This is a genomic window from Citrobacter sp. CK202, from assembly GCF_030333225.1.
GTDB classification, from domain to species: Bacteria; Pseudomonadota; Gammaproteobacteria; order Enterobacterales; family Enterobacteriaceae; genus Citrobacter_B; species Citrobacter_B koseri.
Window position 1 is genome coordinate 45621 of record NZ_JAOWGI010000025.1, and the last position, 16762, is coordinate 62382.

Below are 16762 nucleotides of genomic sequence, written 5' to 3' on the forward strand. Positions count from 1 at the left end.
TAATGAGAAACCTTATCGGCAAAATTCGCATTATCATAACGAGTGGGATCTGTTTGATTATGACTTTGCCAACTAAAACGTCAGCCCTGGATGTGGCTGCGCAGTGCTTCCTGAATTCCCTGGTTCGTGAAACCAAAGACTGGCGGCTGACGGAATACCAGCCAACCGAATTGATCATCCCGCTGGGCGAACAGCAGGCGCTCCATTTCAGAGTGGCTTATTTTTCCCCAACCCAGCATCACCGCTTTGAATTTCCGGCGCGTCTGGTCACGGCCTCCGGCAGTCACCCCGTCGATTTCGCCACCCTCTCCCGGCTTATTGTTGATAAGCTCCAGCACCAACTCTTGCTGCCCGCGACCAGTTGCGAAACCTTCCACCAGCGCGTGATGGAAAGCCACGCCCATACGCAGCAGGCGATTGATGCCCGCCATGACTGGGCAGCCCTGCGTGAAAAAGCGTTGAACTTTGGCGAGGCGGAGCAGGCTCTGCTGGTCGGGCACGCCTTCCACCCGGCGCCTAAGTCTCATGAACCGTTTAACCAGCAGGAGGCCGAACGCTACCTGCCGGACTTCGCGCCCCACTTCCCGCTGCGGTGGTTTGCGGTGAACAAAACGCAGATCGCCGGTGAAAGCCTGCATCTCAACCTGCAACAACGGTTGACGCGATTTGCCGCAGAGAATGCGCCGCAGTTACTCAATGAATTAAGCGACAATCAATGGCTATTCCCGCTGCACCCGTGGCAGGGGGAGTATCTGTTGCAGCAGGAATGGTGCCAGGAGCTTGTCGCTAAAGGGCTGATTAAAGATTTAGGCGAGGCCGGCGCGCCGTGGCTACCGACCACCTCTTCCCGCTCGCTCTACTGCGCCACCAGCCGCGACATGATCAAATTCTCCCTGAGCGTGCGCCTGACCAACTCCGTCCGTACCCTGTCAGTGAAAGAAGTGAAGCGTGGAATGCGCCTGGCGCGCCTGGCGCAAACCGACGACTGGCAGACGCTACAAGCTCGCTTCCCGACTTTCCGGGTGATGCAGGAAGACGGCTGGGCCGGGCTGCGCGATCTCCACGGCAACATCATGCAGGAAAGCCTGTTTGCCCTGCGTGAAAACCTGCTGGTGGATCAGCCGCAAAGCCAGACTAACGTACTGGTCTCCCTGACCCAGGCCGCGCCGGATGGCGGTGATTCGCTGCTGGTTGCGGCGGTAAAACGTCTGAGCGATCGCCTCGGCATCACTGCGCAACAGGCCGCCCACGCATGGGTCGATGCTTACTGTCAGCAGGTGCTGAAGCCGCTGTTTACGGCTGAAGCGGATTACGGCCTGGTGCTGCTGGCGCATCAGCAAAATATTCTGGTTCAGATGCTTGGGGATCTGCCGGTCGGGCTTATCTACCGTGACTGCCAGGGCAGCGCGTTTATGCCTCACGCGGCAGGCTGGCTCGACACCATTGGCGAGGCGCAGGCGGAAAACGTCTTCACCCGTGAGCAGTTGCTGCGCTACTTCCCTTATTACCTGCTGGTTAACTCCACTTTTGCCGTGACCGCCGCGCTGGGCGCTGCCGGGCTGGACAGTGAAGCGAATCTGATGGCTCGCGTACGAACGTTGCTGGCTGAAGTGCGTGATCAGGTGACTCATAAAACCTGTCTCAACTACGTGCTGGAAAATCCGTACTGGAACGTAAAAGGTAACTTTTTCTGTTATCTGAACGACCACAACGAGAACACCATCGTCGATCCCTCGGTGATCTACTTCGATTTCGCCAACCCGCTGCTGGCTCAGGAGGGCTAAATGTCTAAGACAAACATCGTTCACAGCGGATATGGACTGCGCTGTGAAAAACTCGACAAGCCTCTGAATCTTAGCTGGGGGCTGGACAATAGCGCGATGCTGCGCTGGCCGGGGCCGCTGCCGACAGGGTGGCTGCGCGACGCGCTGGATCAGATATTTATCGCCGCACCGCAACTTTCAGCGGTGGTTCTCCCCTGGGCCGAATGGCGCGAGGAAGCACAGGCGCTGACGCTTTTCGGGCAGGTAAAAAGCGACATCATCCATCGCGCCGCCTTCTGGCAGTTACCGCTATGGCTGAGTTCTCCGGCAAACCGGGCCTCCGGCGAAATGGTTTTTGATGCAGAGCGTGAGATTTATTTCCCGCTGCGCCCGCCCCGTCCGCAGGGCGAGGTTTATCGCCGTTACGATCCACGCGTTCGCAAGACGCTGAGTTTCCGCGTTGCCGATCCCGTTCTTGATGCAGAACGTTTCACCCGCTGGATGAACGATCCGCGCGTTGAATATTTCTGGGAGCAAAGCGGCTCGCTGGAGGTACAGACCGCCTATCTGGAGCGCCAGCTCACCAGTAAACATGCGTTCCCGCTGATCGGCTGCTTCGACGATCGGCCGTTTAGCTATTTCGAAATCTACTGGGCGGCGGAAGACCGCATTGGCCGCCACTATTCGTGGCAACCCTTTGACCGTGGCCTGCATCTGCTGGTTGGTGAACAGCAATGGCGCGGAGCCCACTACGTGCAAAGCTGGCTGCGCGGACTGACGCATTACCTGCTGCTGGATGAGCCCCGCACGCAGCGCACCGTACTTGAGCCACGCGCCGATAACCAGCGCCTGTTCCGCCACCTTGAGCCTGCGGGATACCGGACAATTAAAGAGTTCGACTTCCCACACAAGCGCTCGCGCATGGTGATGGCGGATCGCCATCACTTCTTCACGGAGGTCGGTCTGTAATGAATCACAAGGATTGGGATTTTGTTAACCGCCAGCTGGTGGCAAAAATGCTGGCCGAGCTGGAGTATGAGCAGGTTTTCCACGCGGAATCTCAGGGCGATGGCCGCTACTGCATTAACCTGCCGGGCGCGCAATGGCGCTTCAGCGCTGAACGCGGCATCTGGGGCTGGCTGTGGATTGATGCTCAAACGCTGCGCTGCGCGGACGAACCCGTTCTGGCGCAAACGCTACTGATGCAGCTAAAACCGGTGCTGTCGATGAGCGATGCCACCGTTGCTGAGCATATGCAGGATTTGTATGCCACGCTGCTGGGCGACCTGCAACTGCTGAAGGCACGGCGCGGGCTGAGCGCCAGTGACCTGATTGATCTTGATGCCGACCGCCTGCAATGCCTGCTAAGCGGCCATCCTAAATTCGCTTTTAATAAAGGCCGCCGCGGCTGGGGCAAAGAGGCGCTGGAGCGATATGCGCCAGAGTACGCCAACACCTTCAGACTGCACTGGCTGGCGGTAAAACGTGAGCATATGGTCTGGCGCTGCGACAGCGAGCTGGATATTCAGCAGTTGTTGACGGCCGCGATGGACCCGCAGGAGTTTGCCCGCTTCAATCAGGTCTGGCAGGAAAACGGGCTGGATAACGACTGGCTGCCACTGCCGGTACATCCGTGGCAGTGGCAGCAAAAAATCGCCCTCGACTTCATCGCCGATCTTGCCGAAGGCAGGATGGTTTCTCTCGGCGAGTTTGGCGACTTGTGGCTCGCCCAGCAGTCGCTGCGCACCCTAACCAACGCCAGTCGCCAGGGCGGGCTGGATATCAAGCTGCCGCTGACCATCTACAACACCTCCTGCTACCGGGGGATTCCGGGCAAATACATCGCCGCCGGGCCGCTGGCCTCACGCTGGCTGCAACAGGTTTTTGCGACCGACGCCACGCTTAAGCAAAGCGGCGCGGTGATCCTCGGTGAACCGGCGGCGGGCTATGTGTCCCATGAAGGCTATGCCGCGCTTGCCCAGGCCCCCTACCGCTACCAGGAGATGCTCGGCGTTATCTGGCGTGAGAATCCGTGTCGCTGGCTGAAGCCGGACGAAAGTCCGATTCTGATGGCGACACTGATGGAGTGCGATGAAAACAATCAGCCGCTGATAGGCGCATATATCGACCGCTCCGGGCTGGACGCTGAAACCTGGCTCACGCAGTTGTTCCGGGTGGTAGTGGTTCCGCTGTATCACCTGCTCTGCCGCTACGGCGTCGCGCTTATCGCCCACGGACAAAATATAACGCTTGCCATGAAAGAGGGCGTACCGCAGCGCGTGCTGTTGAAAGATTTCCAGGGCGATATGCGGCTGGTGAAAGATGCGTTCCCGGAGATGGACTCTCTGCCTCAGGAGGTGCGTGACGTCACCGCTCGCCTGAGCGCCGACTACTTAATTCATGATTTGCAGACCGGCCACTTCGTGACGGTTCTGCGCTTTGTTTCGCCGCTGATGGCTCGCCTTGGCGTACCGGAGAGGCGTTTTTATCAACTGCTGGCAGCAGTGTTGAGTGATTACATGCAGGAACATCCACAAATGTCAGCGCGCTTTGCGCTTTTCTCACTCTTCAAGCCACAAATCATTCGCGTAGTGCTGAACCCGGTAAAACTGACCTGGCCCGACCAGGACGGCGGCAGCCGCATGTTGCCGAATTACCTTGAGGATCTGCAAAACCCGCTGTGGCTGGCAACCAGGGACTGAATCATGACAAACACTGTAGATTTTATTGGCGTAGGCATCGGCCCGTTCAACCTGAGCATCGCGGCGCTGTCTCATCAGGCCGAAGGTTTAAGCAGCCGCTTCTTTGACGGCCGCCCGCATTTTGCCTGGCATCCCGGCATGCTGGTGCCGGACTGCCATATGCAGACCATGTTCCTGAAAGATCTGGTTAGCGCTGTGGCTCCCACAAGCCCGTACAGCTTTGTTAACTATCTGGTGAAGCGCAAAAAATTCTACCGCTTCCTGACCACCGAACTGCGTACCGTGTCCCGCGATGAGTTTTCCGACTACCTGCGCTGGGCCGCCGAAGGGATGAACAATCTGCATTTCAATCATACCGTTGAGAGTATTGATTTCGACGAGAGACGCCAGCGGTTTGTGGTGCAGACCAGCCAGGGCGAAAGCGTTGCCCGCAATATCTGCCTTGGCATTGGCAAGCAACCGCACCTGCCGCCTTGCGTAAAAACGGCGACGCAAACCTGCTTCCACGCCAGTGAAATGAGCCTGCGCCAGCCAGACCTCGGCGGCAAGCGAGTCACCGTGGTTGGCGGCGGGCAAAGCGGCGCCGACCTGTTCCTCAATGCGCTGCGCGGAGAATGGGGCGACGTTGCAGAGATCAGTTGGGTCTCGCGCCGTAATAACTTTAACGCGCTGGATGAGGCGGCGTTCGCCAACGAATACTTCACGCCTGAGTACGTTTCAGGCTTCGTCGGTCTGAATGAAAGCGCGCGCCAGAAGATGCTCGACGAGCAGAAAATGACCTCCGACGGCATCACGGCCGACTCGCTACTGACCATCTATCGCGAGTTGTATCACCGCTTCGAGGTACTAAGGCAACCGCGTAACGCCCGTCTGCTGCCAAGCCGCTCGGTCACCGGGCTGGAAAGTCGCGGCCAGAGCTGGCAACTGCTGCTGGAGCATCATCTGGATAACGGCTATGACACTCTGGAAAGCGACGTGGTGATTTTCGCCACCGGCTACCGTCCCGCGCTGCCGCAGATACTTTCACCGCTGATGTCGCGAATCGCCATGCGCGATGAGTGCAATTTCAAAGTACGCGACGACTTCACCCTGGAGTGGAACGGCCCGAAAGAGAACAACATCTTCGCGGTCAACGCCAGTATGCAAACCCACGGCATCGCCGAACCACAGCTCAGCCTGATGGCCTGGCGCTCCGCCCGTATTCTTAATCGCGCGCTGGGGCGTGATTTATTCGATCTCAGTATGCCGCCCGCCCTGATTCAATGGCGCAGCGGCAGCCGGGAAAAACCGCAGCCGGAGGCTGCTTCTTTAACTCGCTACACAGCATCTTTGGGCTGATTTTTTCCGCCCGTGTGAAGGAATAATGATGATAAGCAAAAAGTATACGCTTTGGGCTCTCAACCCACTGCTTCTCGCCATGATGGCGCCAGCAGTCGCTCAACAAACCGATGATGAAACGCTCGTGGTGTCTGCCAACCGCAGCAATCGCACCGTAGCGGAGATGGCGCAAACCACCTGGGTTATCGAAAACGCCGAACTGGAACAGCAGATTCAGGGCGGCAAAGAGCTGAAAGACGCGCTGGCTCAGCTGATCCCTGGCCTTGACGTCAGCAGCCAGAGCCGCACCAACTACGGTATGAACGTGCGTGGCCGCCCGCTGGTCGTGCTGGTTGACGGCGTGCGTCTCAACTCTTCACGCACCGACAGCCGACAGCTGGACTCTATCGATCCTTTCAATATCGATCATATTGAAGTGATCTCCGGCGCGACGGCCCTGTACGGCGGCGGCAGTACCGGTGGTCTGATCAACATCGTGACCAAAAAAGGCCAGCCGGAAACCCAGATGGAGTTTGAGGCTGGCACCAAAAGCGGCTTTAACAGCAGTAAAGATCACGATGAGCGCATTGCCAGCGCCATCTCCGGCGGCAATGACCATATCTCCGGGCGTGTTTCAGTGGCGTACCAGAAGTTTGGCGGCTGGTTTGACGGTAACGGCGATGCCACCCTGCTCGATAACACCCAGACCGGACTACAGTATTCCGATCGCCTGGACATCATGGGCACCGGTACGCTGAACATCGATGAAACCCAGCAGCTTCAGCTGATCACGCAGTACTATAAAAGCCAGGGCGACGACGATTACGGGCTGAATCTTGGGAAAGATTTCTCCGCCATTAGCGGGGCCAGCACGCCATACGTCAGTAAGGGGCTGAATTCCGACCGTATTCCCGGCACCGAGCGTCATCTGATCAGCCTACAGTACTCCAACAGCGATTTCTTTGGTCAGGAGCTGGTCGGCCAGGTTTACTACCGCGATGAGTCGCTGCTGTTCTACCCGTTCCCGACCGTAAATGCGAACAAACAGGCGACGGCTTTCTCCTCGTCACAGCAGGACACCGACCAGTACGGCATGAAACTGACCCTGAACAGCAAACCGCTGGACGGCTGGCAAATCACCTACGGGCTGGATGCCGACCACGAGCGCTTTACCTCCAACCAGATGTTCTTCGATCTGGCTCAGGCAAGCGCTTCCGGGGGGCTGAACAACCAGAAGATTTACACCACCGGGCGTTATCCGTCGTATGACATCACCAACCTGGCGGCCTTCCTGCAATCGAGCTATGACATCAATGATATCTTTACCCTCAGCGGCGGCGTACGCTATCAGTACACTGAGAACAAGATTGATGATTTCATCGGCTACGCGCAGCAACAGCAGATTGCCGCCGGGAAGGCGACATCCGCCGACGCCATTCCAGGCGGCTCGGTCGATTACGACAACTTCCTGTTCAACGCCGGTCTGCTGATGCACATCACCGAACGCCAGCAGGCATGGCTCAACTTCTCCCAGGGCGTGGAGCTGCCGGACCCGGGTAAATACTACGGTCGCGGCACCTATGGCGCAGCGGTGAACGGTCACCTTCCTCTGACCAACAGCGTGAACGTCGGCGACAGCAAGCTGGAAGGCGTGAAGGTCGATTCTTATGAGCTGGGCTGGCGCTTTACCGGCGACAACCTGCGCACCCAAATCGCGGCCTACTACTCGATTTCCGATAAGAGCGTGGTGGCGAATAAAGATCTGACCATCAGCGTGGTGGACGACAAACGCCGCATTTACGGCGTGGAAGGCGCGGTGGACTACCTGATTCCAGATACCGACTGGAGTACCGGTGCAAACTTCAACGTGCTGAAAACCGAGTCGAAAGTGAACGGTAGCTGGCAGAAATATGACGTGAAGGTGGCAAGCCCATCGAAAGCGACAGCCTACATTGGCTGGGCGCCGGACCCGTGGAGCCTGCGCGTACAGAGCACCACCTCCTTCGATGTGAGCGATGCAGAAGGCTACAGCATTGATGGCTATACCACCGTCGATTTGCTCGGCAGCTATCAGCTTCCGGTGGGTAAACTCAGCTTCAGCGTTGAGAACCTCTTCGACCGTGACTACACCACCGTCTGGGGGCAGCGCGCGCCGCTGTACTACAGCCCAGGTTACGGCCCCGCTTCCCTGTATGACTACAAAGGACGCGGCCGCACCTTTGGTCTGAACTACTCAGTTCTGTTCTAAACCGACCTCCTTGCCCGGCACATGCCGGGCAAATTCGCCGAATGTCAATACGCAATCAATAGCATTGAACTATTTTTGAAAATTCAACAATAGGCCGCATCCTTTTATTTTTAATAAACAGGCGATCGCAACATGGGATAATAATCTGAAAGGACATTGTATTTTAGAGAGATGGTATGTCAGAAGGAGTTTCGAAAAAATCCAGATATGAAATTATTGCTATCCTGAGAGAAGAATTCAGGGTTAAGTCTAAACTGGATTTTAGTTTTAACGATCTGAGCTGGCAATCAGATTTACGAAAAGTTGACAGTTCATCTTTTTATATCGATCTCCCTCCCTCTTTTCAGCCTTCGTTATCTGAAAACGACGATGTCTGTTTTCAGATCCACAGTAAACTTGGCAGGATTGAGTTTGCCACCGCGCAGATAAATACTGAGCACAATAGCCCGGATAATATTTTCCGCTTTGCCATTCCTGAGAGCATAAACATACTGCAACGACGATCGTCCCCCCGACTTAAGACAAGAGAGAGTTATCAATTCTGTTGTTCTGGTCGTTATAAAAATGGCATTACCTTCAGACATACATTAAATGATGTCTCTGACGGCGGGTGTTCTTTCATATCCACCCAATCTCAACTTAAATTTATGCGTAAAGATAATGTGTTAGAAAACGTTGAGATGAGCTTTGGTGAATATGGCAGCGTAATGACTAACTTAAAAATCATCAGCGTAACAGAACTCCATAGCGAAAAATCGTATGAAGAAGCAGATTTCCGCATCTCTTGTATGTTTCAGCATAAAAGTGACGATTATAAACATTACATAGAGAATGTTATCGTCAAATTAATTATTGACAATAAAATTAAAAATAAGATTTTTTTAGTTTAACAGACCGAGAAAACATTGAGTAATTTATTATTTTACACGGATGATAATCTCATTGGGCAATCAATCCTGCATTACATGGTGGACAATGAGATAAATATTACCACGCTGGGCTATCAGGAGATCGCCGGGAGAACCTGTGCCCCTCAGTCGGGTACGATTATTATCAATGTCATTCATAAAGATATCTCTGCGGCCAGGACGGTCGCCTTGCTCAATAGATTGCGAATGTATCTCACGCACTGCACGCTGCTCGTTCTGATTGTAAAAAGCGACCTCGCCAGCTTATGCCGTGAACTTCTCGATCTTGAAAATGTATTTATTCTGACGGAAAACGCGTCTTGCTCCGATCTCTCGGCCATCTTCAAACATCCTTTAACGGCCCGCGAATATCAGCGCTTATACACCCGGCGAAAACTCACTACCAGGGAGCAGCAGGTGCTGGCGCTAATGATTGCCAACCATAACAATAAACAAATAGCAGAGCTTCTCAACATTGACTATAAAACGGCCCACACTCACAGAGCGAGTATTATGAGAAAGTTAGGCATGAATAACTCGCAAATGATGAACAAAAGAATCGTCAATATGTTTCGATGCTAAACATATTAAATGTGCAGATGACCAATCAAAAACCGATAATTAATTGTTAACCAGACTTCTGTCAATCATTTTCACCGACAAAAATATCACTTATATTAATACCACCTCCTCCCACCGTTGACCTGATTTCTGACGAGATATAATGGACGCACTTATGTTTTTCAATCATAATTTGTCACGTAGCGATATATCCGTTCGATATGTCTTCCAAAAAATGTTTTCACCTCTCGGGGCGCTTGTCGCCGTTGAGTGCCTGAGCCGCTTTGACCATATCCCTGTTTCTCCAGAAGAGTTATTTCGTTATGCCAATGCGGACTTACGGGAAAGTATCTTTATGGAACAACTGGCGTTAATAGAAAAACATAAAGCGTGGTTTATAAAAAACAATGTTTCTGCCACGATTAACGTTGACGACCATATACTTAGCGTCCTGCTACGGCCAGAAGTGAAAGCGAAAGTCAAAGCACTGGGCTGCGTTCACTTTGAAATCACGGAAAACTCTAACGAACTGTTGAATAACTCTCTCGCCGCCTGGTGTGATTCCCACAGCACCCCACTCTGGCTCGATGACTTTGGCGCTGGCTACGCGGGAATTAACGCGATTCGCGGCTATCATTTTGATTATGTCAAAATCGACAGAAACTTCTTCTGGCATTTAATGCAAAAAGAGTCTGGTCGGCCATTGATGGATGCGCTGGTCACTTTCCTTTCCCGTAACCAACATAATGTGATTATTGAAGGCGTCGAAAGCGAAGCGCATAAGAAATGGTTGCAGGGTATGGAGTGGTTTGCCATTCAGGGGCATTACTGGAAAGAAGTCAGTATTGAACAACTGGTCAAAGAAGAGATTACTGTTTAAAAAAGAGAAAAAAATGCCGGAAGACTCCGGCATCAAAATCAACCTTCACACGCAAGAAATCAGTTATACACTAACTCCCAGGTCGCCCAACTGATCAACGGGCCACTGGTCGCTTTCTCCGGCGCTGGCGTAACGTAACCGATGTAATAAGTAAACACACCGCCGCTTACCGCTTTTTCCACCAAAGGCACCCGGTTTTGCTGCGGGTCAGCCGGAACAATTTTGTTGCTTTTATCCAGCGTATTATTGTCGTTGGTCGACAGCGCCAGAAAAATATGGCTGGCCCCATCCGCTCGTGTATTCGCCAGATAACCGGCATTTTCGTTGCCGACGGTATTGACCGTGAATCCATCAATCCAGCGCACACTTACCGTGCTGATCTCATCGTTATTCGCAGCGCCACCATCATGACGTAACTGGCAGTTCGACAATTCCAGGGTGAAGGATTGCGGTTTCATAAATGCGCCCGCGCCACGGGCATGTACTTCCGCCAGGCTTACCGGAGCCAGCCAGACGCTACCGCTGCCCGCATTGTCGCCCCCGTTGAGCGCCACGCTACAGGAGATATCCGTCACTCGTCCTGCGAAGTCCACCCGTCCGCTATCGTAATTGGTTTCAAATCCCCACGCTGAAGAGGCGACAAGCATTCCGCTTATCAGGGTCAACTGAGTGAGTCGTCTGATATTTTTATACTGTGCTGAATCACGCATACCCACCTCCCGAATTAATCGTACGTCAGGTTAAAGATCATGTGCGACTCCACCTCACCGGTACTTGTGGTCGATGCGTATTGATAGAAGCGTGCACGATAAGGCAATGTAATGTAACGGGTTTCCTGGGTCTGCAAGGTGCCGATATTATATTTCTTGCTAAATTCCAGCGGGGTGCCATCTTTCAGTACCTGGACGCCAATCCCTTTCGCCGCAGCGTTTCCGCTTTTTTCGTTGATGAGCACGCCCTGAGCGGCAGTGGTGCTTGTCGCCAGGTTGCCGGAAAAAGTCGTATGGATATTGGCGAAACCGGATTCACTTACGCCGCCGCTGCACTGCAACTGGATATTAAAATCTTTGCCTCCCGCCGTGGTGCCAACGCCATTCAGATCGCTGCGCTTAATCGTACCGATATCAACGTTCATATTCTTACCGCTTAACACGGTACAGGAGGGCGAGACGACGGTGATGGCATTGGCGCTGAGGAACGTTTCAAGGATCGGGTTACTGCCGTTTTCCCAGTCATAAGAGGTATATTTCCCCGCCGCCAGGGTGCCACTGCCGGTCACGTTCGCAGTTTTAATCACTTCCAGCGTAAAGCGGGAGCCTTCCAGTGAATAATTGGTCTGCCTGTTGACATAGGAGGAGTAGACATCCGGGTAGACAATATTGACCGTTGCGCCACCGCGGCTAAAACGCAAGCCGATGCCGTCTACGTTTGTCGAATAAATTTTATTCCCCAGGTCGGTGGCTCCGGGCACGACAATTTTCGCCGCAAAACGGTTAGTACCGGCTGAACAGCTATAGCTTGCGCCACCCGACGCCGACATTGTCCAGTCACGGGACACAATCACTGAGCCCACCGGCAGATCCGGCGGAACAACCACTCGCCCGATGGCCATGTCTAATGTCACCGTCGGCTGTGAAAGGCGCGAGCAGAAAGCCCATGCCGACGTTGTCCCCAGCGCCATTAATCCAATAAAAAGCGTCAGTCTTTTACTCAGCGACATAGCGTTTCCTTTGTTTTTGCCTGACTCAGATCCACCGTACATTGCCCGCCATTCCACTTAACCGTGGCTTTTGACGCGCTGGCGTCGCTGATAAACATCATGCTGCCCTGCCCCACAACACCGATCTCTTTTCCGTTCGGGTCAAAGATCGTGGCGGCGAACGGTAACGGCAGACCATTCGCCTGGCGCGCCTGCACCGTGATATTGTTTTGCACCGTGGTATTGAAGGCAACTTTGACTACGCTCCCCTCCCACGGCACAACCTGCGCCACGGTACGATCGAAAGCGATATCGTCATTACTGCCTTTCGGGTCAATTTCAACGGCGTTAATCCGGTAAGGCCGCAGATACGGCAGAATGGCGTAGCCGTTGCTGTCAATGCGGGTTCCCGGCGAACCTGGCAACATGGCGCCTGCGGCATCTTTCGCTTCGATCAGCGCCATCGTGGTGCCGCTTTCCGGCGAGAACACCACGCCGTGCTGATGGGCAATCAGCGTCCCGCTGGCGCCCAGACCACTCTGACGATACCCTTCGCCCTGGCTATAACTGCCGTTCAGCGTAGTCCACGGGGTACGATAGCTGCCGTTCAGCGCCACATCGTGCTGGCCTCCGGTCGCGGTGGTGGTCGACACGCCATAGTTGAGGTTGTTTTCACTGTCCAGCGAGCCATTGACGCCAATCTGCGAGCTGGCGAAGTGCGAGTTGTTGAACGAGGTATTTGACGTCAGATTCGCGGTGCGATTCTCGCCGAACCACAGCGGGTAGCTAAAGTTGAGCGAAACGCGATCGTCGCGACGATGACCGGAGCTGTCCGGCGTATAGACACGCTGGGCGCTGACCGACCATGAGAGACGACCGAACATATTGTTATAGCTGAGCTGATACTGCTTCTCCGTGCCTGAACGGTTCCAGTAATCCGACACCCGACCGCTTAAGTAGAAACCGCCCCAGCCGTCCGGCAGGTTCTGGTTTACGGTAAAGGTCATGCTGTTTTTCTGTCGCCACACGGTGTAGTTGCTGTTGTGGTTCTTTTCCTGATCGACGGCGTACAGCGCGTCGTTCAGGTTGTAGTAGCCTTTGGTGGAGTACCGATACGCCGCCAGGACAATACTGGTCTGCGTTTCGGTGAACATACGGTTAAAGGTGGCGCGGTAGCTCTGACCATGCTCGTCAAGGGTATCGCTCTTCAACCGCGAATGGGTGACATCGAATGACAAGGCGCCGATGCCGGTATTCATCCCGGTCCCCAGCAGGAATGCCTGATAGTCATCAAAACCGGTCACGCCAGCATAGCCGGTGAACAGGTTATTTAAGCCCTGTTGCCAGGTCGCCTGGTAGAGCATCGGCTTATTGCGCAGCGAACTATCATCAACCTTACCGGCAGAGAGCGCATAGCGGGTCATCCCCGGGCGCAGTAATTGCGCTACCGAGGCATAAGGCACGCTGAACACCTGTACCGAGCCATCGGCTTCTTTTACTGAAACCTCAAGGTCGCTGCCATAGCCGGAAGGGTAAACATCCTGTAACGTAAACGGTCCCGGCGGCACGGTGGTCTGATAGATAATATTGTTGCCCTGACGTACCGTCACCAGCGCGTTACTTTGCGCCACGCCGCGAATTTCCGGGGCGTAGGAACGCATACCGTCCGGGAACATATTGTCATCGGTCGCCAGATTTACCCCTCGCAGGCCGATGGTGTCGAAAAACTCACCGTTGGTAAAAATCTGCCCACCGCTGACAATCGAGTTAATTTGCGGAATCGGACGTTGCAGGTAGGTCTGGTTGCTGTTCCAGTGCGCCTTCCCCTGCTGTTGTTGCCAGTTCAGGTTACCAATGTGTTTGAGCAGCCAGCCGTCCCAGGAAAGACCCGCGTTAACGCCAAGATAGGCGCTGCTGTTATCTGACCCGTTGGCCGATGACGTGTGGCTGTTCCAGGCGTTAGCCATCCAGCCTAAATTCAGCGCCGCAACGCCTTTATCCCAGAACTCCGGGCTGACAAAATTCTTAAAGCGCTGATCTTCGTAGATTTGCGGTACGGAAATATCCAGCCTCAGAGAGGACTGGATCAGGTTGTCGCTGACATTTTCTTCGTTACGCCACTCTTGCAGTCGTCCGCAATAGCCCTCTTTCGCGCTAAGCTGTGGGTTAAATTTTTCTGGCGAGATACCGTATTGCATCAGCATCGCTTTGGTGTAGCAGACGCCCATTTTGCCGTCTTTTCCACGGGTGATATTCAGGTCGTAGCGGCCTTTCCACTCACCATTGGTATACACATCAAGTGAGTAAACACCCTCGGAGATAGCGCTCGTGGAAAAGCGCGACAGATCGACCTTTTCGCGACTGCCAACAATAAAGCCATCATTAAACTGATAAACCGTTCCTGGGTTTTCCTGGCCGCTTGAAAATGGCGGAAAGCAGTACAGTGCAATCGCAATTGCCGTACTTAATCTTTCCGGGCGGATTGACCTCTGCTTCATGATCGTTTCCCTTATTTAACGGCAACTTTCACTGCGACATCTGCGCCATAGTCATTAATGTTGTTAACAGTCAGGGTCTCGCCTTTGTTCACTGTCGAGGAAAGTGCGATGGTCTGACTGGACTGTGGGGCAAACATCACCGTTTTGCTGTTCAGCGCTTTGCCGCCGTCACGAGAGATACGGCTTACGGTGATATAAAAAGGCGTGGGATTGTTGACGGACAGGCTGCTGCCGTTGGCGGAAAGCACCAACTTTTCCGCCGCCGCATCACGGTTGCCTAATCCATTCGGACGATAGATAAACTTAAAGCGAGAACGAATCGCCAGTTGCAGAATATTCTGCCCTTCATTTTTCTGGTTAGCCTCTACCGGCGGAATTTCCAGAAGGTTCAGCCACCATAATGTCTCTTTATCTTTAGCAAGCCCTGCATTGCTGCCGAGCTTAATACGCAAAGTCTGACCGCTTTTAGCGTCAACGCGGGAAATAGGTGGTGTAATAATAAATGGTGTAGTAATCGTATCCGGCGTCGCATCGGCATTACCGTTATCCAGCCAGGCTTGTGCCAGTGCCGGACGATCTGCGGTATTAGAGAGCTGCACCGTTATTTCTTTTTCATTTCCTGGATAAATAAAGCGGGTGCCATTAACAATAATGTTATTAGCATTAGCCGCAAAACTAAAAATGAAACAGAAAAAAAGGGCAATAAGCTTCATGCTGACCTCTGAATAAAAAATAAGCGGCAGCAGCGGCCGCTTTATTATCGTTTTATACCGCCCCGGCGCGAGGCGGTTTTATCTCTCAGCCGATATTACTGGTAGGTAATTTCGTAAGTCGCATAGCTATTGACCACACCGGTTGTCACGCTGTTAGGCGTGCTGGTGGCATAACCAACATAGTAAGTGAAACGCGCGCCATCCTGAACGGCAGCCGCGTCGCCAGTCGCTTTCGGTTGATCGGCGTCGCCCGGGATGATTTTCTTGGCCAGCGTGGTGGCGTTATCGGTAGACAGAACCAGTTGGATATCCTTCGCGCCAGCCGCTTCCGTATTGGCCAGGTAGCCCTGTTGTTTGCCGGAAGCGCCCGCCAGCAGGTTGCCGCCGGTCCAGTTCACACCCAGTTTGCTCACGTCATCTTGTGGATCACCATTCGCCGCCTGGCAGTTAGAAACATCGATGGTGAAAGATTTTGGTTTCAGATAGGTATCCGCAGCCGCAGCTTTAACTTCCGTTAACGTTACCGGAGACAGATAAACATTAGCATCGCTGCCCTGGCCGTTTACGGAAACAGTACAAGATACGTCGGTAACTTTACCGAAGAAATTAACCTGACCGCCGCCGACATTAGTATCAGCAGCATTTGCCGCAGCCATGCCAAAAAATGCAGTCGCGATTGCAGCAGAGAGAAGAACCTTTTTCATTGCCATTTCCTTGTCAGAGTGAATTAAGTATCAATGAGCAAACAGTGAGTTCACACAAAAATCAGAAGCGATATGCGATTCTTACTTGTGCGACTGTTAATAGAAACTTCGACTGACCGGAAGCTGCTATATTTAAGGTATCAAAAACGAACTCGATAAAAACTCGTTGATGCTGTCGGCGTCAAAGAATGCTATTTCGGAGTCAAATATACATTTTTTCATATCTTGATTGAGGCCGTTTAACAGGATTACACCTATTAATCCTCACCTGAAAAATAGAAAAATCCACTCAATGGCATATTGCTATCTTAAAACTTCTACAATTTCTCTCTGTACTGCCTGTCAGTGCTTCACCAATATTGCCAAATAAGATCATTGGTTAAATTCGCGGCGAACCCGGCAAAGAGAAGCCGTAATTCTCCGGTCATAAAACGAAAAGCCAGAGGTTTGTTGCCGATCGCAAAGCGCAAGTGTTCCCCGACGCTGACTCGTCCTGTTCTGGAAAAATCGGAGGAGGATGATGGCGAGAAGCATACCCGGTGAATATACCAACACTATACCAAGTGTGACGGGGGTCGTTGAAAGGGAGTGAACTAAGTGCTTGAATAGTGGCGGAGAGAGGGGGATTTGAACCCCCGGTAGAGTTGCCCCTACTCCGGTTTTCGAGACCGGTCCGTTCAGCCGCTCCGGCATCTCTCCGTTCTGGTGGTTGCCATGATGCCAGGTAATTTGGCATTTTAACAGACCCTGTTCCTGCAATTTTGTTCAA

13 protein-coding genes and 1 tRNA gene are annotated in these 16762 nt (G+C 53.3%); 8 read left to right on the top strand and 6 right to left on the bottom strand.

Annotated elements, in window-relative coordinates; translation table 11 throughout:
- Positions 1-59 precede the first annotated feature (59 nt).
- From iucA to mrkJ, 8 genes are all read left to right on the top strand, one after another.
- Entirely contained in the window at positions 60-1784 is a 1725-nt protein-coding gene (gene iucA / locus OGX84_RS09810) for an aerobactin synthase IucA (RefSeq protein ID WP_058669303.1), read from the top strand.
- Complete coding sequence (gene iucB / locus OGX84_RS09815; protein ID WP_112001977.1) at positions 1785-2732, top strand: N(6)-hydroxylysine O-acetyltransferase IucB; 948 nt, start codon at positions 1785-1787, stop codon at positions 2730-2732.
- Positions 2732-4465 (top strand): NIS family aerobactin synthetase IucC, encoded by a 1734-nt coding sequence (gene iucC / locus OGX84_RS09820; protein WP_071258801.1) that lies wholly within the window; start codon positions 2732-2734, stop codon positions 4463-4465. The genes iucB and iucC overlap by 1 nt, the downstream gene beginning before the upstream one ends.
- A gap of 3 nt (positions 4466-4468) precedes the next feature.
- Positions 4469-5803, top strand: coding sequence for an NADPH-dependent L-lysine N(6)-monooxygenase (gene iucD / locus OGX84_RS09825; RefSeq protein WP_012131874.1), 1335 nt, complete (start codon positions 4469-4471; stop codon positions 5801-5803).
- Between the two features lie 25 nt (positions 5804-5828).
- Complete coding sequence (gene iutA, locus OGX84_RS09830) at positions 5829-8030, top strand: ferric aerobactin receptor IutA (protein WP_012131873.1); 2202 nt, start codon at positions 5829-5831, stop codon at positions 8028-8030.
- A gap of 176 nt (positions 8031-8206) precedes the next feature.
- Complete coding sequence (locus OGX84_RS09835; protein ID WP_147491771.1) at positions 8207-8920, top strand: flagellar brake protein; 714 nt, start codon at positions 8207-8209, stop codon at positions 8918-8920.
- Between the two features lie 15 nt (positions 8921-8935).
- Positions 8936-9520 carry a helix-turn-helix domain-containing protein gene (locus OGX84_RS09840; protein WP_441302974.1) on the top strand — a complete coding sequence of 195 codons (585 nt, stop codon included), beginning with the start codon at positions 8936-8938 and terminating at the stop codon, positions 9518-9520.
- Positions 9521-9662: 142 nt separating this feature from the next.
- Complete coding sequence (mrkJ, locus tag OGX84_RS09845) at positions 9663-10379, top strand: cyclic-di-GMP phosphodiesterase MrkJ (RefSeq protein ID WP_058669307.1); 717 nt, start codon at positions 9663-9665, stop codon at positions 10377-10379.
- Between the two features lie 59 nt (positions 10380-10438).
- On the opposite strand, the gene OGX84_RS09850 is transcribed toward mrkJ, so the two are convergent.
- The 6 genes from OGX84_RS09850 to OGX84_RS09875 all read right to left on the bottom strand — a co-directional run bounded on the left by OGX84_RS09850 (position 10439) and on the right by OGX84_RS09875 (position 16692).
- The gene (locus tag OGX84_RS09850; RefSeq protein WP_112001974.1) at positions 10439-11089 is read right to left on the bottom strand and encodes a fimbrial protein; all 651 of its coding nucleotides are present in this window, start codon (positions 11087-11089) and stop codon (positions 10439-10441) included.
- Positions 11090-11103: 14 nt separating this feature from the next.
- Complete coding sequence (locus OGX84_RS09855; protein WP_047462854.1) at positions 11104-12099, bottom strand: fimbrial protein; 996 nt, start codon at positions 12097-12099, stop codon at positions 11104-11106.
- Positions 12090-14576 (bottom strand): fimbria/pilus outer membrane usher protein, encoded by a 2487-nt coding sequence (locus OGX84_RS09860; protein ID WP_199976043.1) that lies wholly within the window; start codon positions 14574-14576, stop codon positions 12090-12092. Before OGX84_RS09860 ends, OGX84_RS09855 begins: the two co-directional genes overlap by 10 nt.
- An 11-nt stretch (positions 14577-14587) precedes the next feature.
- Complete coding sequence (locus OGX84_RS09865; protein ID WP_012131866.1) at positions 14588-15289, bottom strand: fimbrial biogenesis chaperone; 702 nt, start codon at positions 15287-15289, stop codon at positions 14588-14590.
- A gap of 95 nt (positions 15290-15384) precedes the next feature.
- A complete protein-coding gene (locus tag OGX84_RS09870) occupies positions 15385-15993 on the bottom strand; it encodes a fimbrial protein (protein WP_049011647.1) in 609 nt (202 codons plus the stop codon).
- Between the two features lie 609 nt (positions 15994-16602).
- Positions 16603-16692: transfer RNA gene (locus OGX84_RS09875), tRNA-Ser, on the bottom strand.
- Between the last annotated feature and the right edge of the window lie 70 nt (positions 16693-16762).